Here is a 23,767-nt window from a genome sequence, read left to right as displayed (position 1 = left end):
ACCTATCGTTTCCAATTGGAGGATGTTGTGGCGCTTCCCGATTATGAAGGCTGGGCCTGCTTCGTGGCGGTGGCCGACAGCGGCGGATTCACCGCCGCGGCGAGCGCGCTCGGCCTGTCGAAGGCCAGCGTGTCGAAGGCGGTCAGCCGGCTCGAAGCATCGCTCGGGATCACCTTGCTCCATCGCAGTTCGCGGTCGGTGACCGTGTCGACGGCGGGCGCCGGGCTGCTCGAAGAGGCGCGGGCAATGGTCGCCGCCGCGACCGCCGCGACCGAGGCGGCGCATGGCGACCGCTTCGACCTCGCAGGGCCGATCCGACTCGCGGCGCCGATGAGTTTCGGGATCAAGGTGCTCGGCGCGCCGCTCGCGGCCTTCATGGCCGAGCATCCGGCGGTCGAGATCGAACTGACGCTCAGCGATGCGCGCCACGATCTGATCGCCGAAGGTTTCGATCTCGCGCTGCGCGTCGCCAGCCTCGACGACAGCAGCCTGCTCGCGCGCACCATCGTGCCGATCCCGACGTCGGTGATCGCCAGCCCGGCCTATCTCGAGCGCCACGGCACGCCGCGCCACCCGCTCGAACTCGCGGGGCATCGGCTCGCTGGGTACGGCCACCGCGAAAAGGCGCGGCCGCTGCGCTTCCACCGCGAAGGCGAGGAAGCGACGATCGTTCCGGCAGGCCCGCTGTTCACGAACAATGGCGATGTGATCGTGCCGATGCTGGTCGCGGGGGGCGGCATCGCGGTGCTGCCGCACTTCATCATCGACGCCGAACTGCGCGCCGGCAGGCTCGTTCCGATCCTGACCGACTGGTCGCTGCCGCAGGCCTATCTGCACCTGTTGTCGCCACCGTCGCGCCTCCGCCCGGCGCGGGTACGGGCCTTGTCCGACTATCTCGCCGATACGCTGAAACGCAGCTGCGCGGGTCGCGACTCGTGGATTTCTGCGGGTTAAATCAAAATTAACCTTTTCCCTTCACAAGTTTCATGGTTAATGTTCCGCCAGCCCTGCAACGGGGGCGTTGGTGGCACTGCGAGGGAGCCGCGGACGGGTTGCGGGTCCATCGTGGGAAACAGTCAAGGGGTGCCTAATGCGCGTACTGCTGATCGAGGACGAGCCGACGACCGCGAAGGCGATCGACACGATGCTCACGACCGAAGGCTTCAACGTCTATACCACCGATCTGGGTGAGGAGGGCTTGGACCTTGGCAAACTCTATGATTACGACATCATTCTGCTCGACCTGAATCTGCCCGACATGCACGGCTATGACGTGCTGAAAAAGCTCCGTACCGCAAAGGTGCAGACGCCGGTGCTGATCCTTTCGGGCATTTCGGAAATGGATTCCAAGGTGCGCTCGTTCGGCTTCGGCGCCGACGATTATGTCACCAAGCCCTTTCATCGCGACGAGCTGGTCGCGCGCATCCACGCCGTCGTCCGCCGCTCGAAGGGCCATAGCCAGAGCGTCATCAAGACGGGCAAGCTGGCGGTCAATCTCGACACCAAGACGGTCGAAGTCGATGGCGTCCGCGTCCATCTGACCGGCAAGGAATATCAGATGCTGGAGCTGCTTTCGCTCCGCAAAGGCACGACGCTGACCAAGGAAATGTTCCTGAACCACCTTTATGGCGGCATGGACGAGCCCGAATTGAAGATTATCGACGTCTTCATCTGCAAGCTGCGCAAGAAGCTCGCGCTCGCGTGCGGCGGCGAAAATTATATCGAGACGGTCTGGGGTCGCGGCTATGTGCTGCGCGATATCGACGAAGAAGGGAATGAAGTGCGCCGGGTCGCCTGACGCGCTTTACCGACGAAAATCAATCAACGGGGGACCCGGCGCGGAGCGATCCGCGCCGGTTTTCCTTTGTGGCGCGGCGATGCGCGGGTCAGATCTTCGGTTTGCCGTAATGACCCGGCAGCGACGAAACCTGCCGCAGTCCCGGGCGCCAGGTCGACATCTGCGTCGGCGCCATGATCTGGAATTCGGCCTTGCTGTCGGCGGCGACGAGCTGATCGGCGTGCGCCGCGCGCAGCCGTGCCGGCTCGATCGTCCGTTCGGTCTGCAGGCCGAAGCGTTTGTCGCTGACCCAGCGGACCACGCCCTCCATCGGCTGATGACCCGGAAGATAGACGGTCAGCCGCTCGCCAACCTGCAGCACATGCGGCGACTGCCCGCCAACGCCGGTTTCGGAAATATTGCGCAGGGTCACATCGAAGCGCCCGAGGCGGTCGCACGCAAGCGACGCCTTCACCAGTCGCGACTGGCGCGGTTGGCGCTTTTCGGCTGAAGCCGTTGAGGCGGTATCGGCCTCGAAATTCGGCATGGGCGACCCAATAAGCTTCTGCCGCCTGTCACCCACGTCAGGCGGTTATTGTGGTCCCATCTCCGCGCATAACGAAAGAAGGTAAATTTTCGTATAGCGTCTTTTCGGATTTCGCGACTTTTGCGACGGACCGAGTGCGGGCGCCACCGATATGCTTCGGACACGAAGCATCTGAATTGACGCGGGAATATTCTGGCGACCTGCCGAGCGTGGGCCGGGCCGCTCGCCTCCGGCCCACCGCCGCGTTAACCGCGCCCGGCAACGCTCTTGTGCAAGGCGGCCCGCCGCACGCCGAGGCGCGGGCGGGCCGGGAGAAGGGGCTCCGCGTTACCGCAGACCCGAATAATCGACGTCGACGACGCGGCCATACCGCACGTCGCAGCTGAACTTGCCGCGATCATAGGAACCGCCGCGGCCCCAGCGTCCGCGCCAGCCTTCGTTGACGACGACGCGGCCCTTGACGCGATAGCCGTCGCGCTTGCGATCGATGCTCGTGACCTGCGTCACGTCGGTGCGGCCATACCGGCTGGTGCCGCGCTCGACGGCACGGACGCACTGGCCGACCGCTGCGCGACTGTTGCCATAGCGGCCATAATCATAACCATAGCCGTATCGCGGATCATTGTACCGGTCGCGATAGCGACGATCGTTGCGGTCATAGCGGTCGTAACGATCGTTATCGGCCGACAGGATGGCGGCGAGGCCGCCGAGGACGACGGCGCCGGCGATGATTTCGCCCGCACCGATCCCGTCGCGGTCGCGGTGATCGTACCGGTCGCGCGCGAGCGCGGGGGTGGCGCTCAACATCGCGCCGGCGGTGGCCGCCCCGATTGCGGCCTTGGTCCAGTTCATGGGCTTCTTCGCCATGGTTCGGTCTCCTATTCTGCAGGCGGCACCCGTGCGGCCTGCGATGCCCCTTGATAGCGAAGGCGCCGTGACGCGGTGCTGAACCCGGCGCTTATCTGCGGTTCAGCCTTGGTTCGGCGTGGGTTCAGCTTGACGGAGGCGGGCAGAGAAAAGCCCTCCGCCATCGCTGGCGAAGGGCCGAAAATCCAATGGCAATGGGGTCAGTTGATGCTGACGTCGACCACGCGCCCGCCGCGATAGCTGCACCCGAAACTGTGCAGCTCGCCGCCCGGGCGCGATATGTTTCCGGTGACGTACCAGCCGTCGCCACCGTTCGCGGGCCGCGTGTCGGTGATGCTTTCGACGCGGGCATCGTCGCCCATTTCGCCCTCGGCCGCCCAGCCGCAGGCATCGGCCGCGCGCTGCTCGATCTCTCCGCCGCGATAGGCGTCGCCGGTGCCATATCCGTCCGGACCGCGATCGTCGCGGCGCTGATAATCGGGGGCGTCCTGCGCGCGATCGTCGCGATAGGGCGGGTCGTAACGAAAGTCGCGGTTGCGCGTCTCGCGACTTTGCTTGCTCGCCGCGCTGGCAACCGCCGCGATCGTGCCCAGGATCAGGATACCGCCGATGATCTCGCCGGCGCCGATCCCGTCGTCGTGGCGATTGTGCCAGCCGCCGTGGCGTCCGCGTGCTTCGGCGGGGGTCGCGCTGAGCCCGACCGTCGTAACCAGAACCGCCGCCGCTGCGGTGAAGCCGGTCATCTTGCGCATTTCAGTCACTCCAGAACGCGGACAGGGGCGTCCGCCGTCGCCCGATGATCTAGGCGCACCATGCTTTCACGCCGCTGAACCGTGGCGAAAGGGCGGCGAAAGGAAAGGCCCGCCGTTCCTCGACGGATCGGCGGGCCTCACTAAGCCAAGTCTGGCGACCAGACCAGTTCAGGGCACGTCAGCAGACGCAGCGCGGCTTGGCTTTGGGTTTCGGTTTCCGCTTGGCCACATAGCGTTTCCGCACCGGCACATTTTCATAATAGGTCTTGGTCGTGGTCACGACGCGTTCGGTGACGACCGGCGGGCCGTTGATGATCGTCGTGACGACGACGCCCGGCGTGTAATAGCCATAACCATAGCCGTAACTATAGGCATAGCCGCCCGGATAGCCGGGATGGCCGGGATAATAGCCGCCATGGGCACCGCCGCGCCGCGCCCACCATTCGTCGCACTTTTTCTTGTCCGCCTCGCTGCCGACCGCTGCGCCGGCGAGCGCCCCGACGCCGCCGCCGATCAGCGTGCCGGCGGTACGGTCGCCATGACCGGCAACGCGATTGCCGACGACACCGCCGACGATCCCGCCCACGACCGCACCGGTCGCCGCGCCGCCATGGCCGCAACGACGGCCCATTTCCATGTCCTCGCGCGGATCGAAACCGCCTTGATAATAGGGCGGCGGCGGATAGTCGGCGCCGGTGCGCCCCTCGACGCTGCCTTCATAGCTGCCCTCGTAACGGCGGCCGTCGCGATCTTCGTAGGTGCCGTTCCACGTACCCGTCCAGCGGCCTTCGGACTGGTAGCCGTCGATGTGGCGATATTCGACTTCGCTCGGCATCCGGTCGGGATAGCCGGTGTAGACGCGCACATCGGGCGCGGAAGGCGCCTCATAGTCGAGCCGCGGGGCCGCTTCGTCGGTGGTCGTGACGACGGTGGTCTGGGTCTTGGTGACCTCGGCGCTGGTCGCATGGCCGGCCAGCAGCAACGATGCGGCGGCAGCCCCCAACAACAAAACGGTGCGCATGCTAAACTCCCTGTTCCAGCGGAATCGCCCGTGGGGGCAATGGCTTGGTTAACAGTCTGTTAGCAAAATCGGCGCTTTTCCGCGAATCCGTTAACCGTGCGGATCGCGTCCCATTTTGACGCAGCTTTAACCCGCGAGCGCGGCGGCGATGCGAGCGATCAGCGCTTCGGCGCCCGCCTGATCGTCGGCCGTGAAGCGCGCGGGCGAGGGGCTGTCGAGGTCGAGCACGCCGATCAGGCGGCCTTCGGCGACGATCGGCACCACCAGCTCGCTGCGGCTGGCCGCATCGCAGGCGATATGCCCGGGAAAGGCGTGGACATCCTCGACCCGCTGCGTCTTGCGCAGCCGCGCCGCGGCGCCGCACACCCCCTTGTCGAGCGGGATGCGGATGCACGCCGCCTTGCCCTGGAACGGGCCGAGCACCAGTTCGGTGCCGTCGAAGCGGTAGAAGCCCGCCCAATTGAGATCGGGAACAGCCTGCCAGATCAGCGCCGCGACATTGGCCATATTGGCGATCGCATCGGGCTCACCCGCGACGAGACCGGCGGCGGCGTCGGCCGCCTCCGCCCACAGCGCGGCAGGATCGGTGGCGGTGAAGGAGAGGGCGTAGGACAAGGCGATGGCTTTCGGCTGGTGGGCGGCGGCGAACGCTATCGTCCGCCGCCGCCGCGCGATCATTCAACGTCGAGGCCGGTCCATTTGGCAGCGAAGGCATATTTGTCCGCCGCCTCGGCGATGATCTTGTCTGTCGGCTTGCCCGAGCCATGGCCGGCGCGCGTCTCGATGCGGATCAGGTGCGGCTTGGAGCCGATATCCTCGTGCTGCAGCTCGGCGGTATATTTGAAGCTGTGACCCGGTACGACGCGATCGTCGGTGTCGGCGGTCGTCACCAGGATCGCCGGATAGGTGCGGCCGCCCTTGATATTATGATAGGGCGAATAGCTCAGCAGATTGCGGAAATCGGCCTCTTTCGACGGATAGCCATAATCGTCGGTCCAGTAGCGGCCCGCGGTGAAGCGATCGAAGCGCAGCATGTCCATCACACCCACAGCGGGCAGCGCGGCCGCGAACAGGTCGGGGCGCTGGTTGGTGACGGCGCCGACCAGCAGGCCGCCGTTCGACCCGCCCTCGATCGCCAGTTCGCCCTGGCCGGTGATTTCTTCAGCAATCAGATATTCGCCGGCCGCGATGAAATCGTCGAAGACATTCTGCTTGTTGGCGAGCCGACCGGCGTCGTGCCACGCCTTGCCATATTCGCCGCCGCCGCGCAGGTTCGCGATCGCGACGACCCCGCCCTTGTCGGCCCAGGCGAGCCGCGTGGGCGAAAAGCCGGGGGTCAGCGACACGTTGAAACCGCCATAGCCATAGAGCAAAGTCGGCGATCCCTTCGACCGGTCGAGCCCCTTTTTCATCACCAGAAACATCGGCACCTTGGTGCCGTCCTTCGACGTGTAGAAACGCTGTTCGACCGTGAAATCCTTGGGATCGAAGGTCAGTTTCGGCGCCTCGAAAATCTCACTCTTCCCGCTTACCGTATCAAGGCGATAGATGGTCGTGGGCTGCGCAAAGCTGGAGAAGGCGTAGAAGGTTTCAGGATCACCGGGCTTGCCGCCGAAACCGCTCGCGGTGCCGATCTCGCCGAGATTGATGTTCGCCACCGGCTTGCCGTCGAGCGCGACCATCCGGGCCTCCGACTTGGCATCGCCGAGGTAGGACAGGATGATGCGGTCGCCGACGCGCGACGCGCCGACCAGCGTCCCCTCCTGTTCGCCGACGATCTGGGTGAGCGCCGCGGGCTTGCGAATGTCGAGCGAAACAAGGCGCTGACGCGGCGCATCCTTGTTGGTGAGGAAGGTGAAGCGCGTGCCCTGGTTGGTCACATATTCCCAATTGTTCGCATAATCGTCGACCAGCGTGATCGCCTTGCCGCCCTTCACCGGATGCAGTGTCAGGCCGAAGCGTTCGTCGGTCCCTTTGGACGAAACGACGAGGACATATTGGCCATCATCGGTGACGAGCGCGCCGTGATTGAGTTCGGGCTGGTCGGGCGTCGCATGGATCAGCACGTCGGCGCTCTGCGGCGTGCCGAGCTTGTGGAAATAGACCGCGTGATTTTCGTTGAGCGACTGAAAGGCCTCGCCTTCCTTGGGTTCGGGGAAGCGCGAATAGTAAAAGCCGCTGCCGTCCTTCGCCCAATCGAGCGACGAGAATTTGACCCAGCGGATCTCGTCGGCGGTATCCTTGCCCGTCGCGACGTCCATCACGCGCACGATACGCCAGTCGGTGCCGCCATCCTGCACGGAATAGAGCAGATATTTGCCGTCTTCCGACGGCGTCCATTCGGCGAGCGCGGTCGCGCCGTCCTTGGCCCATGTGTTGGGATCGATCAGCACGCGGCCTTCGCCGGTCAGCCCTTCGCGCACCGTCAGCACCGATTGCGGCTGCAACCCGTCGTTGCGCGTGTAGAAATAACGCGACCCCGCCTTGCGCGGCAGGCCGAAGCGTTCGTAATTGTAAAGCTCGGTCATCCGCGCCTTGAACGCATCGCGGCCGGGCAGCGTCGCCAGATAGGCGTCGGTCACCTTGTTCTGCTCGGCGACCCAGGTTGCGACCTTCGGATTGACGCGAACATCGTCTTCCAGCCAGCGATAGGGGTCGGCGACATTGACGCCGAACTGCGGATCGACGGTGTCGCCGCGTTCGGTGGCCGGATAGGGCAGCGCGGGCGCAGGCGCCGCCGCCGCGGCGTCTTCGGCCGCCTGCGCCGCCGCGGGCGTCATGAACAGGGCGACCAGCGCGAGCGGCGCGCGAAATTTGCTACGGGGCATGGCAAGGCGATCCTCATTGTTCGGGTAATAATCGTGCGCGACACTGTAAGCATCGCTTTTTGACGGGCAAGGGGATTTGCAAGGAAGATCGCGGCGCGGCCATGCCACCAGCGTTCGGGGCGTAAAGGCGCCCGCGCGTCTCTTCTGCTGCCCGTTCGACCCTAGGCCGGGCGGCCGAGCCACCGCTCGAGAACGTCGGCACTGTCCTGACCAACAGTGAGCGGGGCGGGGCGCCGCACGCTGCCCGGCGTGTCCGACAATTTGGGGAAGACACCCTGCATCGTCACCTCGCCCAATTCGGCGTCGGAAACGGTGACGAGCGCCTCGCGCGCCGCGAAATGGGGGTCGGCGAGCATATCCTCGGCATCATAGACGCGGCCGGCGGGGACGCTCGCCTTGATCATCTTCGCCTCCAGTTCGGCGATCGTCATCGTGCGCGTCCATTCGCCGATCAGCGCGTCGAGTTCCTCCTGCCGCGCACCGCGCGCGCGGTGGGTCGCATAGCGCTCGTCGCTCGCAAGTTCGGGGCGGCCCATCGCCGCGGCAAGCCGCGCGAAAACGGCGTCCTGATTGGCGCCGATCAGATATTCGCCGTCCTTGCAGGGATATACGTTCGACGGCGCGATGCCGGGCAGGGTCGACCCGGTGCGCCGCCGCTTGGTGCCGCTCGCCGAATAATCGGCGACGGTCGATTCCATCACCTGCAACACCGCCTCGTAAAGCGCCGAGTCGACGATCTGGCCCTCGCCGGTCTTGTTGCGGTGATGCAGCGCCGCGAGCGCGCCGAGGCAGCCATAGGTCGCGGCCAGGGTGTCGCCGATCGACACGCCCATGCGCGCGGGCGGCAGGTCGGGATAGCCGACGATACCACGCCAGCCGCCCATCGCTTCGCCGATGCCGCCGAATCCGGCGCGCGCCGAATAGGGGCCGGTCTGGCCATAGCCCGATACGCGCACGACGATCAGGCCCGGATTGGTCTTGCGCAGCTCTGCGGGGTCGAGGTTCCATTTTTCGAGCGTGCCGGGGCGAAAATTCTCGATCAATATGTCGGCTTTGGCGATGAGGTCGCGGGCGAGCTGCTGGCCTTCCGCACTGCGTAGGTCGACGGCGACCGAATATTTGTTGCGCGCGATGACGCGCCACCAGCTCGGCCGGTCGCCCTGGCCCCAATGGCGCATCTGGTCGCCCGTTTCGGGCGGCTCCAGCTTGACGATTTCGGCGCCCATGTCGCCGAGAAGCTGGCCGCAGAACGGGCCCGCGATCAATTGGCCCATTTCGACCACCCGAAGGCCGTCCAGCGCTCCCCCGCCGCTGTTGCTGTCTGTCATGTCGTTCCTTTCGCGGCTCCGATCCTCTAAGTCGCCCTAGCCGGCGACCCGTCGAACGCAGCCCATGGACTCTTTATACTTAGAATACTATGTAATTTTCAACCCCGCTTTAACAGCATTTGAACCGAGGCGCGAAAATGGCCAGCAAAACCCGCATCGAAATGGTCGAAGTCGGACCGCGCGACGGGCTGCAGAATGAAAAGACCGTCGTTTCGACGGCCGACAAGGCCGAGCTGGTCCGCCGCGCCATCGCCTATGGCGCGCGGCGGATAGAGGTGACGAGCTTCGTCAATCCCAGCCGCGTTCCGCAGCTGGCCGATGCCGAGCAGCTGGTCGCGATGCTGCCCGATCGCGACGATGTTATCTATATCGGGCTGGTGCTGAACCGTCGCGGCGCCAAGCGTGCGCTGGCGACGGGGCGGATCGACGAGCTGGGCGCGGTCTGCGTCACCAGCGACGCCTTCGGCATCCGCAACCAGGGGCAAAGCTCCGACGAATCGCTCGCGGCGGCGATCGAAATAGTCGAGCTCGCCCATGCCGCGGGACGGAGCGCACAGATCACCATCGCCACCGCCTTCGGCTGTCCTTTTGCGGGCGAGATTCCGATGGGGCGCGTCATCGACATGGCAAAGCGCGTCGCCGATGCGCAGCCGCGCGAGATTGCGCTCGCCGACACCATCGGCGTCGCGGTGCCTGCACAGGTCGCCGAAACGGTCGCGCGCGTGCGCGAAGCGGTTGGGCCGCTGCCGGTGCGCGTGCATTTTCACAACACGCGCGGGTCGGGGCTTGCCAATGTCTGGGCGGCGGTCGCCGCAGGGGCGACGATCGTCGATGCCTCGCTCGGTGGGCTCGGCGGCTGTCCCTTCGCGCCGGGCGCGGCGGGCAATGTGGCGACCGAGGATGTCGTCTATATGCTCGAACGCAGCGGCATCGCGACCGGTCTCGCGCTCTTGGACCTCGTCGAGGCGGCGGCATGGTTCACCGGGGTGATGGGGCGTCCGCTGCCCGCGATGGTCAGCAAGGCGCCGGCCTTTCCGGCGTCCTGAGCGCTCAGCGGGGATGGTCGGCGTCGAAATGGCGTTCGAGCAATTTCATGCGATCGACGATCGAGAAGAAGAAGGCGGTCGACCAGCCGATCAGGATGATGCCGCTCGCCCCCTCGATCGCGCCCAGGATGCGGAGACCGGGCGGCAGGACGATATCGCCATATCCGATCGTCACATAGGTCGAGGTTGAAAAGTAGAGCGCATGCTCGAAATCGGCGAAGGCGCCGAGCCACTGGAACACCCCCGCCCATATCCATATCTCGACCGAATGCAGCGCAAACAGCCCGAAAGCGGCGACCAGGATCGCGGCACCGTTCAGCAGAACGATCAGGACGCGGCGCTCGGCGCGGCGATAGCGGCGCAGGACCGCGAGCAGGATCGCCAGCCCCACAAGGTGCACGATGACCGTCGTCCCGACGACGAGCGTGGCGAGCATGAGCTGATGGATAAGCGTCATGCGCCTATTCACCCAGATTGCCTTCCGCGCGCAAGCGGCTTTGACCCTAGCGCGCGGCCCGCGCGAGCAACCCCGTAATCGAAGGGGTGATTGCGACGCGCGCGATCGTGATGCGATTGTGCGCGAAGCCCGCGCCCATGAAGATGCGCTCCAGCGCCGCCTCGTCATAAAGCCGGTGCAAGCCGACGCGTGTGAAAGACCAGTCGCGCATCGTGTCGCGGTGCGTGACATAGGCGACCGCGCGGCCACCGGGCCGCAATATCCGGTGGAGAGGCGCAAGGTCGCGGCCGTCGGGATCGCAGAAATAAAGCATGTTAAGCAGCAGCGCGGCGTCGAACGAGGTCGGCGGAAAGGGCATCGCGGCAAGCTCGGCGCAGCGTATATCGGCGCCCTCTCCCAGCCGGGTCGCGGCCATCGCGGCCATGACGGGCGACGGGTCTATCCCCGCAGCGTCCACGTCGGCGCGGCGCCGCACCGCCGCAAGCGCGGCGCCGGTCCCGCACCCGATGTCGATGACGCGTTCGCCCGCGCGCGGCGCCAGCAGGTCGATCGCGAGCCGCGTCGGCCGGCGGTTCGCCAGATCCATTGCCCGGCCGAGCAGCCGCCCTGCGATACCGCGCGGGCGCGCGAGCTGTCCCGCGAAGGCGGCGGCCATGCGGGCTGCCATGTCAGCGCGTCTTGGCGAGCAGCGCCTGCACCTCGCGGCGGCGTCCGGCATCCCACACGGGCCGCGTGCCATCGTGCGGCGCGCGCAAAGCCTTTTGCAGAAAGGCGCGGGCGCCAGCCTTGTCGCCCTGATCGAGCAGGAAGTCGCCGTAGAAATAATTGGCGTCGAGCCCGCCCGGATCCTGCGCGAGCGCTTCCTTCAGCAGCTTGCGCGCCTTGTCGGTGTCGCCGAAGCCGATCGGCGATCCCGGCACCTTGTAATAGAGGACGCCCAGGCTCATCGCCGCGCCGCCCTTGGCGGCATGCGGATCGAGCGCATAGGCGCGGGCGATGATGTCGCGCGCGCGCGTCGCAAGGCCCAGCTTGTGAAAGATGTTGGCGCGGTTCGCCTGCTCGCTGGTGACGATGCCCTGCCACAGTAAAGGTTCGGCGCGGCCGGGATAGCGGGCGACCAGCACGGCGGCCTGCTTGGCGAGCGCGTCGAGTGCCTTGGTCTGGGTGCTCGATCCGTGCACCTCGTATACGATGTGCGCCCAGCCGTCGTTGATCGACTTCACATCTTCGGCGGCACCGGCCATCACCACGGCCGGCACGGCCGCGAGCACCATCGCCGCGACCGCCGCGGCGCGCGTCATCTGCAGTTTCATCGGGCTACTCCTTTGTCGTGCTTCACGAAAATTCTGCGCGGGCGCGCCGGATCTGCGGCGCGAGGCCGGTGTCGATCAGCCGCGGCGAAATGGCATTGAGCGCGGCATAGACGCGCTCCATCGCGCCGATGCTGAGCGTGGGGTGCCGGGCAAGGATCGCGGCGACGATCCGCTGCGCGACCCATTCGGGGGCATCGGCCTTCATGCCGGTAATTTCGAGGAAGCGGTTGACCTCGGCATTGTTGAAGGCGGTGCGCGCGGCGCGCGGATTGACGTGCGTCACGCTGACGCCGCTGCCGCCCAATTCGCGCCGCAATCCCTGGCTGAACGCGGCGAGCCCGGCCTTGCTGCTCGAATAGGCGGCGAACCAGGGGTAGGGGATAGCGCCAAGCACGGATCCGATATTGACAATCTGCCCGCTCCCGCGCTGCCGCATGGGCGCCGCGACCGCCCGGGCGAGCACCGCGGGAACGAGCAGATTGATCCGGTAACACAGCGCCAGCGCCTCGACGGGCTGGCTTTCGTGCAGGCCGAATCGCATGACCCCGGCGATGTTGATCAATATATCGGGGGTGTCGCCCGCCAGCCGTTCGGCCAGCGCGGCGAGCGCATCGTCGTCGGAAAGATCGGTGACGATGCTGTCGTGGCACGCGGTGCTTTCGCTGCGGTCGATACCGATCGTATGGGCACCAGCCTGCGCAAGCAGAATGGCGACGGGGGCGCCGAGGCCGCCAGCGGCGCCGGTGATGGCGACTCGCTGTCCGTCAAGCCGCCGCACGCGCCGGTTCCATTTCGATGCCCGCGAAAACCCCGCCGAAAAGCGCGAACATCTCGCGCGCCATCCCCAGGATCGCCGCGCGGTCGGCGGGATCGTCGAGCCCGTTCACGAGCTCTGCGAAAAAGGCCATATGATCCTGATCGAGCGCCCCGTGCGAGGTCAGATAGGTGAAGGCCTGCGGCGGCAGTCCCAGATTCTTCGCGACCGCCGAGGCGCCGCGCGTCGCCAGCGCTACGCTGACGCTTTCAAGGACATAGACCATGCCGAAAAAGGCCATGGCATTGCCCGTCGCAATCCGGCGATAGGCGTGATCGACCATTGCGGCCGTTGCGGGCGCAGGTGCGCTGGCGCGCACCGCCGCGGCGTCGCCGCCGGCAACCGCGATGTCGGACAATATCCATTCCTCGTGGCCGGTTTCCTCGGCGATATAATCGTCGAGCGCGGCCACGATCGCAGGGCGTCCGCCGAGCCGCGCGCGCGCCGCCTGCATCAGCGGGACGGTGTGGCTGACATGGTGATAGGCTTGCGCCAGATAGGCGAGGTACACGTCGCGCGTGATCGTGCCCGTCAGTCCCGCCTGCAATTGCGGAATGGTCAGGAAGCGCAGGCGCTCGCGCACCGTTTGCGCCTCGAGTTCGGTGAAAAAGTCGGCCGTGCCGTCCAGATAGGCGGCGGCAATCGCGGCGCGGCGCAGGCGGCCGTTGCCGGTGAGCTGCCCGTTCATCGGTGTGAAGTGCGCGGCTTCGCGCCAGCTGCGGACGCGGGCATAGGCCGGCAGCAGGGCATTGGCGGCGGCGACCGCGGCATCCAGATCGGCGTCGGCATGGGCCGGCACGATCAGCGCTTCGGGCGCCGGTCGGCCGTCGCCCCACACCATTGCCTGCGCGATCGCCGGTTGCCGAGTGAGCGCAGCCTCGACCCATTCGGGCGAGATATTGCGGCCGAAACTGGTGATGATCAGGCTCGATTTCCGCCCGTCGATGTGCAGCCGTCCCGCGGCGTCGATCGTGCCGATGTCGCCGGTGTGGAGCGGCGCGTGCGGCGCAGCGCCGCCGACCGCGCCGAGGCAGATCGGACCCTCGAGCACGATCTCGCCATCGTCGGCTACACGCGCCTGCATATGGGAAAGCGGTCGGCCGACCGACGTCGGATCGTCATCGGCTGCGTCCTGCAGGGACACGACCGATGCGCATTCGGTCAGGCCATAGCCTTGCCGGATGGGCAGGCCGAGTCGGCGGGCGCGCTCCACCAAGGGGACAGGGGTGCGCGCACCGCCGACCGCGACCAGCGTCAAAAGCGGCAGGCGGATATCCGCCGCCTCCATGACGCGAACGATGCCGTCGAGATATTCGGGAACCAGGATCAGCGAGGTGATGCGCTGTTCGGCGATCAGGCGGACCGCCCTGGCGAAATCGGGCCGAAAGGGGTCGGCCATCCCGATCTCGGCCTGCGGCGGACAGACATAGGTGCCGCCCGCGATCAGCGTCGGGAAAAAGCCCGCCACCGTTTCCAGCAGGATGCCCGGCGGCAACAGTGCGAGGTGCCGTCCGGCGTGCTCGGTCCCGACCGCGGCGACGATCGCGCGGGCGACGGTGAGCATATGGTCGGCCGAAAGGCAGATGCCCTTGGGCGTGCCAGTCGACCCCGAGGTGAAGCTGATCCGCGCCGTCCCACCGGGGAGGGGGACGGGCGCGGACTGGCGGGGCTTGCCCGACCCGACGGAACGGATCGTCGGATCGGGTACGGCCCCGCACAGGCCGGTGGCGTGGCGCGACTGGTCGGCGGTGAAGAAGCCGGGAAGCGACAGCACCGGAATGGCGGCCGCGAGGAGCGCGAGTTCCAGTTCGGCGCTTTCGCGGCCATGGTCGCGCTGCAACGCGACCGGGACGCCCAGTTGCAGTCGCGGCGCGAGGTCGGCGATACGCGCCGTGACGCGATCGCGCAGTGCGCCATAGGGCAGCGGCTGGCCGTCGAGCGCATCGATGGCGACGGCATCGGGGCGCGCGGCCGCCTGGGCGGTCAGAATGTCGAATATGGTCATGTCAGGCCGCCTGCCGCGCGGCGCGGCGTTCGAGGAAGCTGTTGATGGCGGCTTGCCCGTCGGCGATGCTGCCGGCGCAGACCCACGGATCCTGATCGTAATAGCGTCCCCACGCCGATGCCGCCGATCCCAGCCGCTCACCGCGGGCAGGGGTGATGGCGGCGATCGGGATGCCGATGCGGCGAAACATGGCGCGCAGCGGGGCGGTCAGCGTCGCGACCGCGACATCGCCAAGCGCGGCAAGATCGTTCGCCGCCGCGCCCCAAAGCGCGATCATCGCCAGCGGATTGACGGCTGCCAGATTGCCGATCTCGACGATCTGGCGGCGCGCAACGGGCCGGTCCAGCGCGATCGACGCCAGCTCTTCGACGGGCGCATCGAGATAGGCTTCCAGAAATAGTGGCGCATCGGCGGCGCGCGCATAGCCCAGCGCGGCGGTCGATCCGTCGCTACCAGGACGATGAATATAGTCGGAAAAGCCGGGGGACAGTTCGGCAGCGAAGCAATCGCGATACCGTTGGCGGATCATTCCGAAGTCGTCGCCTGGCGTCATGCCAATCTCCCTATGTTACAGGGATGAGACGCCGCGATGACACGCACCCCGCAAAGGAATGCGAAAATTTTCCGGTGGGGCGCCCCGAAACGGCGGCAAACCGGCGGTGCCCGCGTTCAGCGAACCTGCCGCTTTTCCAGCTTTCGCGCCAGCGTGCGGCGGTGCATGCCGAGGCGGCGGGCGGCTTCGGAAATATTGAACCCGGTTTCGACGAGCGTCTGGTGGATATGCTCCCATTCGACGGTCTTGATCGAGGACTGGCGCCCGTCGAGGGGCGCGTCGACATTGCCCTCGGCGCGGCCGAAGGCGGCTTCGATATCGTCGGTGTTCGACGGCTTGGCGAGATAATAGGAGGCGCCGAGCTTGATCGCCTCGACCGCGGTGGCGATGCTGGCGAATCCCGTCAGGACGACGATGCGCATCGCAGGGTCGAAGGCGCTCAGCGTCTGGACGCAGCCCAAACCCGATGCGGCGCCGAGCTTCAGGTCGACCACCGCGAAATCTGGATGGAATCCGGCGAGCAGCTCATCCAGCCCCTCGGGCCCATGCGCCACCCGCACATCATAGTCGCGCCGTTCGAACGACCGCTTCAGCGTCCGCGCAAAGGCTTCGTCGTCTTCGACGATTAGCAGGCGCCGTTCGGTCATCCCCTTCTCCCTTCGCCCCGCGCGATCGCCGCGATCGGCAGCGTGATCCGCACCACCGCACCCCCCGCATCGCGGTTGTCGGCGCTGACCAGACCGCCCAGCTTGCGCACGACATTGACCAGTAGGAACAGGCCGAGCCCGCCGCCGGGGCGGCCCTTGGTCGACCGATAGGGCTGACCGATCGTCTCGAGCATAGTGGGATCGAATCCGGGGCCGCGGTCGGCGATCTCGATCACCAGCATCTCGCCGTCGCGCAGTGCGCTGAGTCCGATCCAGTCGGGCGAGACTTCGGCCGCATTGTCGATGACATTGTCGATCACCTGACGCAGCGCGGGGTCGGAGACGATATCGACATCGGGACCGATCCGGTCGCTGAAATCGAGCGTGCCAGGCAGGCGCCCGGCGCGCCAGTCGTCGACGATGTCGGTGACGAAACGGCGCGCAGTCGTTAGCTGCGGTGCGATTCCGCGCGCTTCACCCGCCGACATCAGAATGCCGCTGACGATCGATTTGCAGCGGCCGACCGCCGCATCCATGTCCGCCAGATCCTCCTGCAATTCGGTGTCGTCCGCCAACCGCGGCGCCGCGCGCCAGTCGCCGATCAGCACCGAAAGCGTCGACAGCGGCGTCCCGAGTTCGTGTGCGGCGCCCGAGGCGAGCAGGCCCATGCGAACGATATGATCCTCCTCCGCCGCGCGCTGGCTGGCGGTGGCCAGCGCCGCATCGCGTTCGCGCAGGTTGCGGCTCATCCGCGTGACGAAGGCGACGAGCAGCACCGCGATCAACAGGAAGCAGACGAGGCTGCCCTTGAGATAGAGCGCCAGCGGATCGGCGGCATAGGGTTGCGGCAGGACGAGCGGCGTCGGATCGATGCGCAGCGCGACCATCGCAACGATCGCGCCCGCCACCACGGCCCAGGACGAACGCGGCGTGAGCAGGATCGCGCCCATCACCACCTGAAGCAGAAACAGCGAGGCGAAGGGGTTGGTGAGGCCGCCGCTATGGTGAAGCTGCCACCCCAGCGCCGCGACATCGAACAGCAGCACCGCCGTCAGCTCGCGGTTGGCGACCGAATGGCCGCCGCGTAGCCGCGCGAGGCTGGCGAGATTGATCGCGATGAGGACGATGATCGCGCCGAGCAGCGGCGCAAGCGGCAGTTTGATGCCCATCAGCCCGTTGACGACCTCGATCGTCGCGAGCTGGCCGCCGACCGCGATCCAGCGCAGCTGGATCAGCAGCGACATGTTCCGCTGGCCGGCGTCGGCCGCCGGAAGCGCGATCGGTGGGGCCGTGGCTTCGCTCATTCGTCCGGCATATTGGACGCATCGGCGCCCGGACGCCACAGCCGCCAGGTAAAAAACAGCGCGAGCAGCATCAGCGCGAACCAGGTCAGCGCATAGACCAGATGATTGTCGGGGAATTTGACGACGGTCAGCCCGCCCACGGGCAGGCCGCCGGGGTTCGGCGCAGCGTCGGCATCGACGAAATAGGGCGCGGTGCGGCCGAGACCGCGCGCCGCTGCGATCGCGGCGACGTCGCGCGAATACCAGCGGTTCGCGTGGGGATCATTGGCGCGCAGGAAGCCGCCGCCGTGCTCGGTCACCCGCAGCAGTCCGGTTACCGTCGTAGGTCCGGCGGTATTGCCCGCGGCGCGCGTTGCCGGATCGCGGCGCTCGCGCGGCACGAAGCCGCGATTGACGAGCAGCGTGAAGCCGGGCGTTTCGAGCGGCGTCATCACCCAATAGCCGGCACCGCGATCGGTGACCGCCTGAACCAGCGTCTCGCGGTCGTGGCGAAAGCGGCCCGTCGCGGTGACGCGGCGATAGGCGTCGTGGGCCGCGTCGATGCCGCGCCATGCGGCCGGTGGTGGCGCGGGAACGGGGGCGGCGTGGATGCGCACATCGACCGCCGCGACCAGCGCATGTTTCCACTCGCGCCGTTCGAGCTGCCAGACGCCCAGCGCCGCGAGCAGCGCCGCCACGACCAGCGCCGCCGCGGCAAAGGCCGCGCGGCGCGGCCGGGTCACGGCAACTGGCTCATGTCGTGCGGCATCGGCATCATATTGGTGTTGAGGTGGTGCATCACCCATAGCGACCCCGCCAGCATGATCACGACGACGATGATCGTGAACAGCAGCGAGGTCATCGACCAGCCGCCCTCCGCCTTCGGCGTCATGTGCAGGAAATACACCATGTGGACGACGATCTGAACCACCGCGAAGCCCATGATGATCGCCGCGGTCACACCGGTCGACAGCGGCATCGTCATCACCATCCAGAAGGGGATGGCGGTCAGGATCACCGACAGGACGAAACCGATCGCATAATCGCGCATCGACGCGTGCGGCATCTCGATCTCGTGATGCGCGTGGTCGGCGGCGTGGTGGTCGTGGTTCGCGCTCATCGCAGCATTCCCATCAGATAGACGATCGTGAAGACGCCGATCCACACGACGTCGAGGAAGTGCCAGAACATCGACAGGCACATGACGCGACGCTTGTTCGCGGCGATCAGCCCATGCTTGCCGAGCTGGATCATCAGGGTCACCAGCCAGATGATCCCGAAGGTCACGTGCAGCCCGTGGGTCCCGACCAGCGTGAAGAAGGCCGACAGAAAGGCGCTGCGCTGCGGCGTCGCGCCAAGTTCGATCAGATGGTGGAATTCGTATAGCTCGATACTCAGGAAGGCGAGGCCGAACAGACCGGTGATCGCCAGCCAGAACTGAGTCCCCTTCACCTTGCCCTGCTGCATCTGGAGCACGGCGAAGCCATAGGTGATCGACGAAAGGAGCAGCATCGCGGTGTTGAGCGCGATCAGCTTCAGATCGAACAGATCCTTGGGTGCCGGCCCCGCGGCATAATTGCCGCCGAGCACCGCATAGCAGGCGAACAGGATCGCGAAGATGAGGCAGTCGCTCATCAGATAGATCCAGAAGCCCAGCATCGTGCTGTGCCCTTCGGGATGGGGATGCTCGTCGAGTTCGTAGAAGGCGGGCGCTTCGCCCACGGCGGGGAGGGTGGTGCTGCTCATCGATCAGGCTCCGGCCGCCGCAAGCTGGCGGGTGCGCGCATCCTCGACCTCGGCCACTGTCGCGGCGGGGATATGGAAGTCGCGCTTGTAGTTGAAGGTGTGGGTGATCGCACCGCCGACCAGGCCGACGAAGCCTAGCGCGGCGAGCCACCAGATATGCCAGACAAGCGCGAAACCCATCACCAGGCTGATCCCCGCAAGGATGATCCCGGCGCCGGTGTTGCTCGGCATATGGATGTCGCGGAAGCCGCCGACCGGTCGCTCGGCACCGCGCGTCTTCATGTCGTGCCATGCGTCGAGCGAGTGGATCACCGGCGTGAAAGCGAAATTATAGTCGGGCGGCGGCGAACTGGTGGCCCATTCGAGCGTCCGGCCACCCCACGGATCGCCGCTTTCGTCACGCAGTTCGTCGCGCTTCCAGATGCTGACCGCAAACTGGACGAGCATGGCGGCGATCCCCGCCGCGATGACGGCGGCGCCGATGGCGGCGATGACGAACCAGATTTGCAGGCTGGGATCGTCGAACACGCGCATCCGGCGGGTCACCCCCATCAGGCCGAGTATATAGAGCGGCATGAAGGCAAGCCAGAAGCCGACGACCCAGCACCAGAAGCTGATCTTGCCCCAGAAGACGTTAAGCTTGAAGCCGAAGGCCTTGGGCCACCAATAGTTGATCGCCGCGAACAGGCCGAACAGGACGCCGCCGATGATGACATTGTGGAAATGCGCGATCAGGAACAGCGAGTTGTGCAGCACGAAGTCGGCGGGCGGAACCGCGAGCAGCACGCCGGTCATCCCGCCGACCACGAAGGTCAGCATGAAGGCCACCGTCCACATCATCGGCAGGTCGAAACGGATGCGGCCGCGGTACATGGTGAACAGCCAGTTGAAGAGCTTGGCGCCCGTCGGGATGGAGATCACCATCGTCGTGATCCCGAAGAAGCTGTTGACGCTCGCGCCCGATCCCATGGTGAAGAAATGGTGCAGCCAGACGAGGTAGCTCAGGATCGTGATGACGATCGTCGCATAGACCATCGAGGTATAGCCGAAGAGCTTCTTGCCCGAAAAGGTCGAGGTCACTTCGCTGAACACGCCGAATAGCGGCAGGATCAGGATATAGACTTCGGGGTGCCCCCAGATCCAGATCAGGTTCACATACATCATCGGCGATCCGCCGAAGTCGTTGGTGAAGAAGTTGGTGCCGAGATAGCGGTCGAGCGTCAGCAGCGCGAGCACCGCGGTCAGCACGGGAAAGGACGCGACGATCAGGATGTTCGCGCACAGGCTGGTCCAGGTGAAGACCGGCATCTTCATCAGGCCCATGCCGGGCGCACGCAGCTTCAGGATGGTGACGATCAGGTTGATCCCCGACAACGTGGTGCCGACCCCCGCGATCTGCAGCGCCCAGATATAATAATCGACCCCGACATTGGGGCTGTAGGCGATGCCCGACAGCGGCGGATAGGCCAGCCAGCCCGTCTGCGCGAACTCGCCGACGAACAGCGAGATCATGACGAGCACGGCGCCCGCGGTCGTCATCCAGAAGCTGAAATTGTTGAGGAAGGGAAAGCTGACGTCGCGCGCGCCGATCTGCAGCGGGACGATATAGTTCATCAGGCCGGTGATGAAGGGCATCGCCACGAAGAAGATCATGATCACCCCGTGCGCGGTGAAGATCTGGTCATAATGGTGCGCGTTCAGATAGCCTTCGGACCCGCCGAACGCCATCGCCTGCTGCAACCGCATCATGATCGCGTCGGCAAAGCCGCGCAGGAACATGATCAGCCCCAGGATCATGTACATGATCCCGATGCGCTTGTGGTCGACGGTGGTGAACCACTCTTTCCACAAATAGCCCCAGAGGCGAAATTTGGTGATCAGGCCGAGCACCGCGATCCCGCCGATCACCACCGCGGCGAAAGTGAAGATCAGGATCGGTTCGTGGATCGGAATCGCGTCGAGCGACAGGCGGCCGAGGAAAGGGCCGGTTTCGGGGGCGGGGTGCGGGGTCATGGCGATCTCGGCGACAAAAATCAGGAAAGCGGGCGGGGCGAGGCGGCGTTGAGCGCGGTCTGCGCGGGTGCGGCGCGCTTGCCGGGGCTGGGCAGGCCGGCGCCCGTCAGCGGCGCCTGGCTCGCCGGCGCGGCGTCGGGGGTGTCGGCCTTCGCCATCAGCGGCGCACTGCACAGCGCGGCGACATAGCGCTTGCCCCAATATCCGGGCTCGGAGCCGCGCGCGGCGAACTTGTCATAGGCCAGGCTGCGAACATTGTGGATGCCCGCAATGCCGGCACCGCCCGCGGCGTCGATCGACATCATGTCGTGCATGCACATCTTGCCGGCTTCGACGCACATGTTGACCACGGCGTCGAATAGCTGCGGTTCGACCGCCGCGAAGCGCTGTACGGGCGCCCTTTCGCTGGGCTTTTCGAGCGCGAGATAGGCGTTGCGGTCGAGCGTCTTGCCCTCGGCCTTTGTGGCGGCGACCCAGGCGGCGAAACCAGCATCGTCGAGGCTCTTCACCGCGAAGCGCATGTTCGAAAAGCCGGCGCCCGAATAATTGGCCGAAAAGCCCGTGAAGTCGCCGGTCTGGTTGAAGACGCCGTGGAGCTTCGTCTCCATGCCCGGCATCGCATAAATCTGGCCGGCAAGCGCGGGGATGTAAAAGCTGTTCATCACCGACGATGCCGAAATGCGGAACCGCACCGGATGATGCGCGGGCAGCGCCAGCTCGTTTACCGTCGCAATGCCCTGTTCGGGGTAGATGAACAGCCATTTCCAGTCGAGCGCGACAACCTGCACGTCGATCGGCTGTGTCGCCGCCGCGACCGGCTGACCCGGCGCGGTGCGCGCCAGCGGGCGATAGGGATCGAGCAAATGGGTCGCGACCCATGTCACCGCCCCCAGACAGATGATGATGAGCAGCGGCGCTGCCCAGATCACCAGCTCAAGCTGCGTCGAATGGTCCCAGTCGGGCTTGTAGGTCGCGGCCTTGTTCGCGGCGCGATAGCGCCAGGCGAAAAAGATCGTCAGCGCCATCACCGGCACGATGATGAGCAGCATCAGCACGGTCGAAACCAGGATCAGATTGCCCTGCTGCTGGGCGACGTCGCCCGCAGGATCGAGCACGACCATGTTGCAACCGGCGAGCAGCGGAAACACCGCGAGCAGCGGCAGCAACCGGAATCGGGTGGACGGACGGGAGAGCTTTTCTGGCATGGCGGCGCGCCTAGGCCCGCTTTGCTGCACCGCACATAGGACATTTTGTCCAATCCCTTGATCGTGATCAATGACGCAGGGGCATTTTCATGAAGGGGCGCCGCGCCCTATAACCCGACTCGCGCCATCCCTCCGTGCATGCCCGTCGCGCATGCCGGCGGCGGCGCCCGATGCAGGACCGCCTATCCATGTCTGCCGATACCGCGCCCACCACCACCCAGGCCGAACGGGACGCCCGCGCGCTTCACGATGACGGCCATCCGATCGCGCCGGGAGAGATCGCCATCGGCGTGGTCATCGGGCGCACGTCGGAATTTTTCGACTTCTTCGTCTATGCGATCGCATCGGTGCTGGTGTTCCCGAAGCTGATCTTTCCGCAGCTCGATCCGCTGCAGGGGACGCTCTGGTCCTTCGCGATCTTCGCGCTCGCCTTCGTCGCGCGCCCCGTCGGCACGGTGATCTTCACCGCGATCGACCGCGCCTATGGCCGCGGCGCAAAGCTGACGACCGCGCTGTTCCTGCTCGGCGGGTCGACGGCAGCGATCGCCTTCCTGCCCGGCTATGAATCCATCGGTATCGGCGCCGCGCTGCTCCTCGCGCTGTTCCGCATGGGCCAGGGCGTGGCGCTCGGCGGGTCGTGGGACGGGCTTGCCTCGCTCCTCGCGATCAACGCGCCGGCGGGCAAGCGCGGCTGGTATGCGATGATTCCGCAGCTCGGCGCCCCGCTCGGCCTGATCGTCGCAAGCCTGCTCTTCATGTTCCTGATCTCGGCGCTGCCCGCGCAGGATTTCCTCGACTGGGGCTGGCGCTATCCCTTCTTCGTCGCCTTCGCGATCAACGTCGTCGCGCTTTTCGCTCGGCTACGCATCGTCGTCACGCCCGAATATGCCGCACTGTTCGAGGACAAGTCGCTCGAACCCGCGCCGCTCACCGAAACGGTACGGTCGGAATGGAAGGTCATCCTGACCGGCGCCTTCGCGCCGCTCGCCAGCTTTGCGCTCTTCCATATGGTTACGGTTTTCCCGCTGTCGTGGGTGTTCCTGTTCACCGAGGAAACACCGGCGCGCTTCCTGATGATCGAGGCGGTGGCCGCGTTCGTCGGCGTGCTCGCGATCATCGCGTCGGGCCGGCTCGCCGACAGCTTCGGCCGCCGCACCGTGCTGGGCGCGACCGCCGCTGCCATCGCCGCGTTCAGCGGCTTCGCGCCGCAACTCCTCGACGCGGGCGAAGCGGGCGAGGCGGTGTTCATGATCCTGGGCTTCGCGCTGCTCGGGCTGTCGTTCGGCCAGTCGTCGGGTGCGCTCTCGTCCGAATTTCTGCCGCGGCACCGCTACACCGGATCGGCCTTCACCTCGGACCTTGCCTGGCTGTTCGGCGCGGGCTTCGCGCCGATGGTCGCGCTCTGGCTGTCGAGCAGCTTCGGCCTGATCGCCGCCGGCGGCTATCTGTTGTCGGGCGCGGTCGGCACGCTCGTCGCCCTGTGGCTCAACCGCGAACTGGCGCGCACCATCGGCTGATCGGCCTGAGACAATTTGTCCGGCCGCCGCGGTACGCGCGGCCGGTGA

At 66.2% G+C, this 23,767-nt stretch carries 24 protein-coding genes; 4 read left to right on the top strand and 20 right to left on the bottom strand.

Annotated elements, in window-relative coordinates:
* Positions 1–27 precede the first annotated feature (27 nt).
* Both AOA14_RS02330 and ctrA read left to right on the top strand, forming a co-directional pair.
* A complete protein-coding gene (locus AOA14_RS02330) occupies positions 28–954 on the top strand; it encodes a LysR family transcriptional regulator (RefSeq protein ID WP_062902968.1) in 927 nt (308 codons plus the stop codon).
* Positions 955–1,090: 136 nt separating this feature from the next.
* On the top strand, positions 1,091–1,798 hold the full coding sequence (gene ctrA / locus AOA14_RS02325; RefSeq protein ID WP_003040277.1) for a response regulator transcription factor CtrA: 708 nt from the start codon (positions 1,091–1,093) through the stop codon (positions 1,796–1,798).
* An 88-nt stretch (positions 1,799–1,886) separates the two neighbouring features.
* Here ctrA and AOA14_RS02320 read toward each other — a convergent pair whose 3' ends face one another.
* The 7 genes from AOA14_RS02320 to AOA14_RS02290 form a co-directional block, all read right to left on the bottom strand.
* Positions 1,887–2,324, bottom strand: a complete 438-nt coding sequence (locus AOA14_RS02320; RefSeq protein WP_062900615.1) for a PilZ domain-containing protein — start codon at positions 2,322–2,324, stop codon at positions 1,887–1,889.
* 327 nt (positions 2,325–2,651) lie between these two features.
* Complete coding sequence (locus AOA14_RS02315; RefSeq protein ID WP_062900614.1) at positions 2,652–3,191, bottom strand: hypothetical protein; 540 nt, start codon at positions 3,189–3,191, stop codon at positions 2,652–2,654.
* Between the two features lie 200 nt (positions 3,192–3,391).
* On the bottom strand, positions 3,392–3,943 hold the full coding sequence (locus AOA14_RS02310; protein ID WP_062900613.1) for a hypothetical protein: 552 nt from the start codon (positions 3,941–3,943) through the stop codon (positions 3,392–3,394).
* Positions 3,944–4,121: 178 nt separating this feature from the next.
* Positions 4,122–4,964 carry a glycine zipper domain-containing protein gene (locus AOA14_RS02305; RefSeq protein WP_062900612.1) on the bottom strand — a complete coding sequence of 281 codons (843 nt, stop codon included), beginning with the start codon at positions 4,962–4,964 and terminating at the stop codon, positions 4,122–4,124.
* Positions 4,965–5,090: 126 nt separating this feature from the next.
* Entirely contained in the window at positions 5,091–5,642 is a 552-nt protein-coding gene (locus AOA14_RS02300; RefSeq protein WP_238929714.1) for a GAF domain-containing protein, read from the bottom strand.
* The gene (locus AOA14_RS02295; RefSeq protein ID WP_409372275.1) at positions 5,639–7,792 is read right to left on the bottom strand and encodes a prolyl oligopeptidase family serine peptidase; all 2,154 of its coding nucleotides are present in this window, start codon (positions 7,790–7,792) and stop codon (positions 5,639–5,641) included. Before AOA14_RS02295 ends, AOA14_RS02300 begins: the two co-directional genes overlap by 4 nt.
* Positions 7,793–7,953: 161 nt before the next feature.
* On the bottom strand, positions 7,954–9,120 hold the full coding sequence (locus AOA14_RS02290; RefSeq protein ID WP_062900611.1) for a CaiB/BaiF CoA transferase family protein: 1,167 nt from the start codon (positions 9,118–9,120) through the stop codon (positions 7,954–7,956).
* A 137-nt stretch (positions 9,121–9,257) separates the two neighbouring features.
* Between AOA14_RS02290 and AOA14_RS02285 the strand changes: the two genes are divergently transcribed.
* Positions 9,258–10,166: a hydroxymethylglutaryl-CoA lyase gene (locus tag AOA14_RS02285; RefSeq protein ID WP_062900610.1), complete on the top strand. Its 909-nt coding sequence runs from the start codon at positions 9,258–9,260 to the stop codon at positions 10,164–10,166.
* Between the two features lie 4 nt (positions 10,167–10,170).
* Here AOA14_RS02285 and AOA14_RS02280 read toward each other — a convergent pair whose 3' ends face one another.
* The 13 genes from AOA14_RS02280 to cyoA form a co-directional block, all read right to left on the bottom strand.
* A complete protein-coding gene (locus AOA14_RS02280; protein ID WP_062900609.1) occupies positions 10,171–10,623 on the bottom strand; it encodes a potassium channel family protein in 453 nt (150 codons plus the stop codon).
* Positions 10,624–10,669: 46 nt separating this feature from the next.
* The gene (locus tag AOA14_RS02275) at positions 10,670–11,290 is read right to left on the bottom strand and encodes a class I SAM-dependent methyltransferase (RefSeq protein WP_238929713.1); all 621 of its coding nucleotides are present in this window, start codon (positions 11,288–11,290) and stop codon (positions 10,670–10,672) included.
* A 1-nt stretch (position 11,291) separates the two neighbouring features.
* Positions 11,292–11,936, bottom strand: a complete 645-nt coding sequence (locus AOA14_RS02270) for a tetratricopeptide repeat protein (protein WP_186402636.1) — start codon at positions 11,934–11,936, stop codon at positions 11,292–11,294.
* A gap of 22 nt (positions 11,937–11,958) precedes the next feature.
* On the bottom strand, positions 11,959–12,714 hold the full coding sequence (locus AOA14_RS02265) for an SDR family NAD(P)-dependent oxidoreductase (protein ID WP_062900608.1): 756 nt from the start codon (positions 12,712–12,714) through the stop codon (positions 11,959–11,961).
* Entirely contained in the window at positions 12,701–14,755 is a 2,055-nt protein-coding gene (locus tag AOA14_RS02260) for an AMP-binding protein (protein WP_202988362.1), read from the bottom strand. The genes AOA14_RS02265 and AOA14_RS02260 overlap by 14 nt, the downstream gene beginning before the upstream one ends.
* A gap of 1 nt (position 14,756) precedes the next feature.
* On the bottom strand, positions 14,757–15,308 hold the full coding sequence (locus AOA14_RS02255; protein ID WP_062900607.1) for a thermostable hemolysin: 552 nt from the start codon (positions 15,306–15,308) through the stop codon (positions 14,757–14,759).
* Positions 15,309–15,424: 116 nt separating this feature from the next.
* On the bottom strand, positions 15,425–15,955 hold the full coding sequence (locus AOA14_RS02250; protein ID WP_062900606.1) for a response regulator transcription factor: 531 nt from the start codon (positions 15,953–15,955) through the stop codon (positions 15,425–15,427).
* On the bottom strand, positions 15,952–17,259 hold the full coding sequence (locus AOA14_RS02245) for an ATP-binding protein (protein ID WP_062900605.1): 1,308 nt from the start codon (positions 17,257–17,259) through the stop codon (positions 15,952–15,954). The genes AOA14_RS02250 and AOA14_RS02245 overlap by 4 nt, the downstream gene beginning before the upstream one ends.
* A complete protein-coding gene (locus AOA14_RS02240) occupies positions 17,256–17,981 on the bottom strand; it encodes an SURF1 family protein (protein WP_062900604.1) in 726 nt (241 codons plus the stop codon). Before AOA14_RS02240 ends, AOA14_RS02245 begins: the two co-directional genes overlap by 4 nt.
* Positions 17,978–18,358: a cytochrome o ubiquinol oxidase subunit IV gene (gene cyoD, locus AOA14_RS02235; RefSeq protein ID WP_062900603.1), complete on the bottom strand. Its 381-nt coding sequence runs from the start codon at positions 18,356–18,358 to the stop codon at positions 17,978–17,980. The genes AOA14_RS02240 and cyoD overlap by 4 nt, the downstream gene beginning before the upstream one ends.
* Positions 18,355–18,984, bottom strand: coding sequence for a cytochrome o ubiquinol oxidase subunit III (gene cyoC, locus AOA14_RS02230; protein WP_062900602.1), 630 nt, complete (start codon positions 18,982–18,984; stop codon positions 18,355–18,357). The genes cyoD and cyoC overlap by 4 nt, the downstream gene beginning before the upstream one ends.
* Positions 18,985–18,987: 3 nt before the next feature.
* A complete protein-coding gene (gene cyoB, locus AOA14_RS02225) occupies positions 18,988–20,997 on the bottom strand; it encodes a cytochrome o ubiquinol oxidase subunit I (RefSeq protein WP_062900601.1) in 2,010 nt (669 codons plus the stop codon).
* A 20-nt stretch (positions 20,998–21,017) separates the two neighbouring features.
* The gene (gene cyoA / locus AOA14_RS02220) at positions 21,018–22,202 is read right to left on the bottom strand and encodes a ubiquinol oxidase subunit II (protein WP_062900600.1); all 1,185 of its coding nucleotides are present in this window, start codon (positions 22,200–22,202) and stop codon (positions 21,018–21,020) included.
* 188 nt (positions 22,203–22,390) lie between these two features.
* Here cyoA and AOA14_RS02215 point away from each other — a divergent pair, with 188 nt between their 5' ends.
* Positions 22,391–23,719 (top strand): MFS transporter, encoded by a 1,329-nt coding sequence (locus tag AOA14_RS02215; protein ID WP_003040213.1) that lies wholly within the window; start codon positions 22,391–22,393, stop codon positions 23,717–23,719.
* Positions 23,720–23,767: the final 48 nt, after the last annotated feature.

Origin of the sequence: Sphingopyxis terrae subsp. terrae NBRC 15098, from assembly GCF_001610975.1 — a bacterium.
GTDB classification, from domain to species: Bacteria; Pseudomonadota; Alphaproteobacteria; order Sphingomonadales; family Sphingomonadaceae; genus Sphingopyxis; species Sphingopyxis terrae_A.
The sequence above is the reverse complement of the archived record's forward strand: the minus strand, read 5'-3'. Positions and strand labels throughout refer to the sequence as shown.

Coding starts and splice junctions, on each gene's coding strand:
- AOA14_RS02215 (WP_003040213.1), top strand. CDS start 22,391: ATGTCTGCCGATACCGCGCCCACCACCACCCAGGCCGAACGGGACGCC.
- AOA14_RS02255 (WP_062900607.1), bottom strand. CDS start 15,308: ATGACGCCAGGCGACGACTTCGGAATGATCCGCCAACGGTATCGCGAT.
- AOA14_RS02305 (WP_062900612.1), bottom strand. CDS start 4,964: ATGCGCACCGTTTTGTTGTTGGGGGCTGCCGCCGCATCGTTGCTGCTG.
- cyoD (WP_062900603.1), bottom strand. CDS start 18,358: ATGAGCGCGAACCACGACCACCACGCCGCCGACCACGCGCATCACGAG.
- AOA14_RS02250 (WP_062900606.1), bottom strand. CDS start 15,955: ATGACCGAACGGCGCCTGCTAATCGTCGAAGACGACGAAGCCTTTGCG.
- cyoB (WP_062900601.1), bottom strand. CDS start 20,997: ATGACCCCGCACCCCGCCCCCGAAACCGGCCCTTTCCTCGGCCGCCTG.
- AOA14_RS02300 (WP_238929714.1), bottom strand. CDS start 5,642: ATGATCGCGCGGCGGCGGCGGACGATAGCGTTCGCCGCCGCCCACCAG.
- AOA14_RS02310 (WP_062900613.1), bottom strand. CDS start 3,943: ATGCGCAAGATGACCGGCTTCACCGCAGCGGCGGCGGTTCTGGTTACG.
- AOA14_RS02320 (WP_062900615.1), bottom strand. CDS start 2,324: ATGCCGAATTTCGAGGCCGATACCGCCTCAACGGCTTCAGCCGAAAAG.
- AOA14_RS02295 (WP_409372275.1), bottom strand. CDS start 7,792: ATGCCCCGTAGCAAATTTCGCGCGCCGCTCGCGCTGGTCGCCCTGTTC.
- AOA14_RS02280 (WP_062900609.1), bottom strand. CDS start 10,623: ATGACGCTTATCCATCAGCTCATGCTCGCCACGCTCGTCGTCGGGACG.
- AOA14_RS02260 (WP_202988362.1), bottom strand. CDS start 14,755: ATGACCATATTCGACATTCTGACCGCCCAGGCGGCCGCGCGCCCCGAT.
- AOA14_RS02275 (WP_238929713.1), bottom strand. CDS start 11,290: ATGGCAGCCCGCATGGCCGCCGCCTTCGCGGGACAGCTCGCGCGCCCG.
- ctrA (WP_003040277.1), top strand. CDS start 1,091: ATGCGCGTACTGCTGATCGAGGACGAGCCGACGACCGCGAAGGCGATC.
- cyoA (WP_062900600.1), bottom strand. CDS start 22,202: ATGCCAGAAAAGCTCTCCCGTCCGTCCACCCGATTCCGGTTGCTGCCG.
- AOA14_RS02245 (WP_062900605.1), bottom strand. CDS start 17,259: ATGAGCGAAGCCACGGCCCCACCGATCGCGCTTCCGGCGGCCGACGCC.
- AOA14_RS02315 (WP_062900614.1), bottom strand. CDS start 3,191: ATGGCGAAGAAGCCCATGAACTGGACCAAGGCCGCAATCGGGGCGGCC.
- cyoC (WP_062900602.1), bottom strand. CDS start 18,984: ATGAGCAGCACCACCCTCCCCGCCGTGGGCGAAGCGCCCGCCTTCTAC.
- AOA14_RS02290 (WP_062900611.1), bottom strand. CDS start 9,120: ATGACAGACAGCAACAGCGGCGGGGGAGCGCTGGACGGCCTTCGGGTG.
- AOA14_RS02270 (WP_186402636.1), bottom strand. CDS start 11,936: ATGAAACTGCAGATGACGCGCGCCGCGGCGGTCGCGGCGATGGTGCTC.
- AOA14_RS02285 (WP_062900610.1), top strand. CDS start 9,258: ATGGCCAGCAAAACCCGCATCGAAATGGTCGAAGTCGGACCGCGCGAC.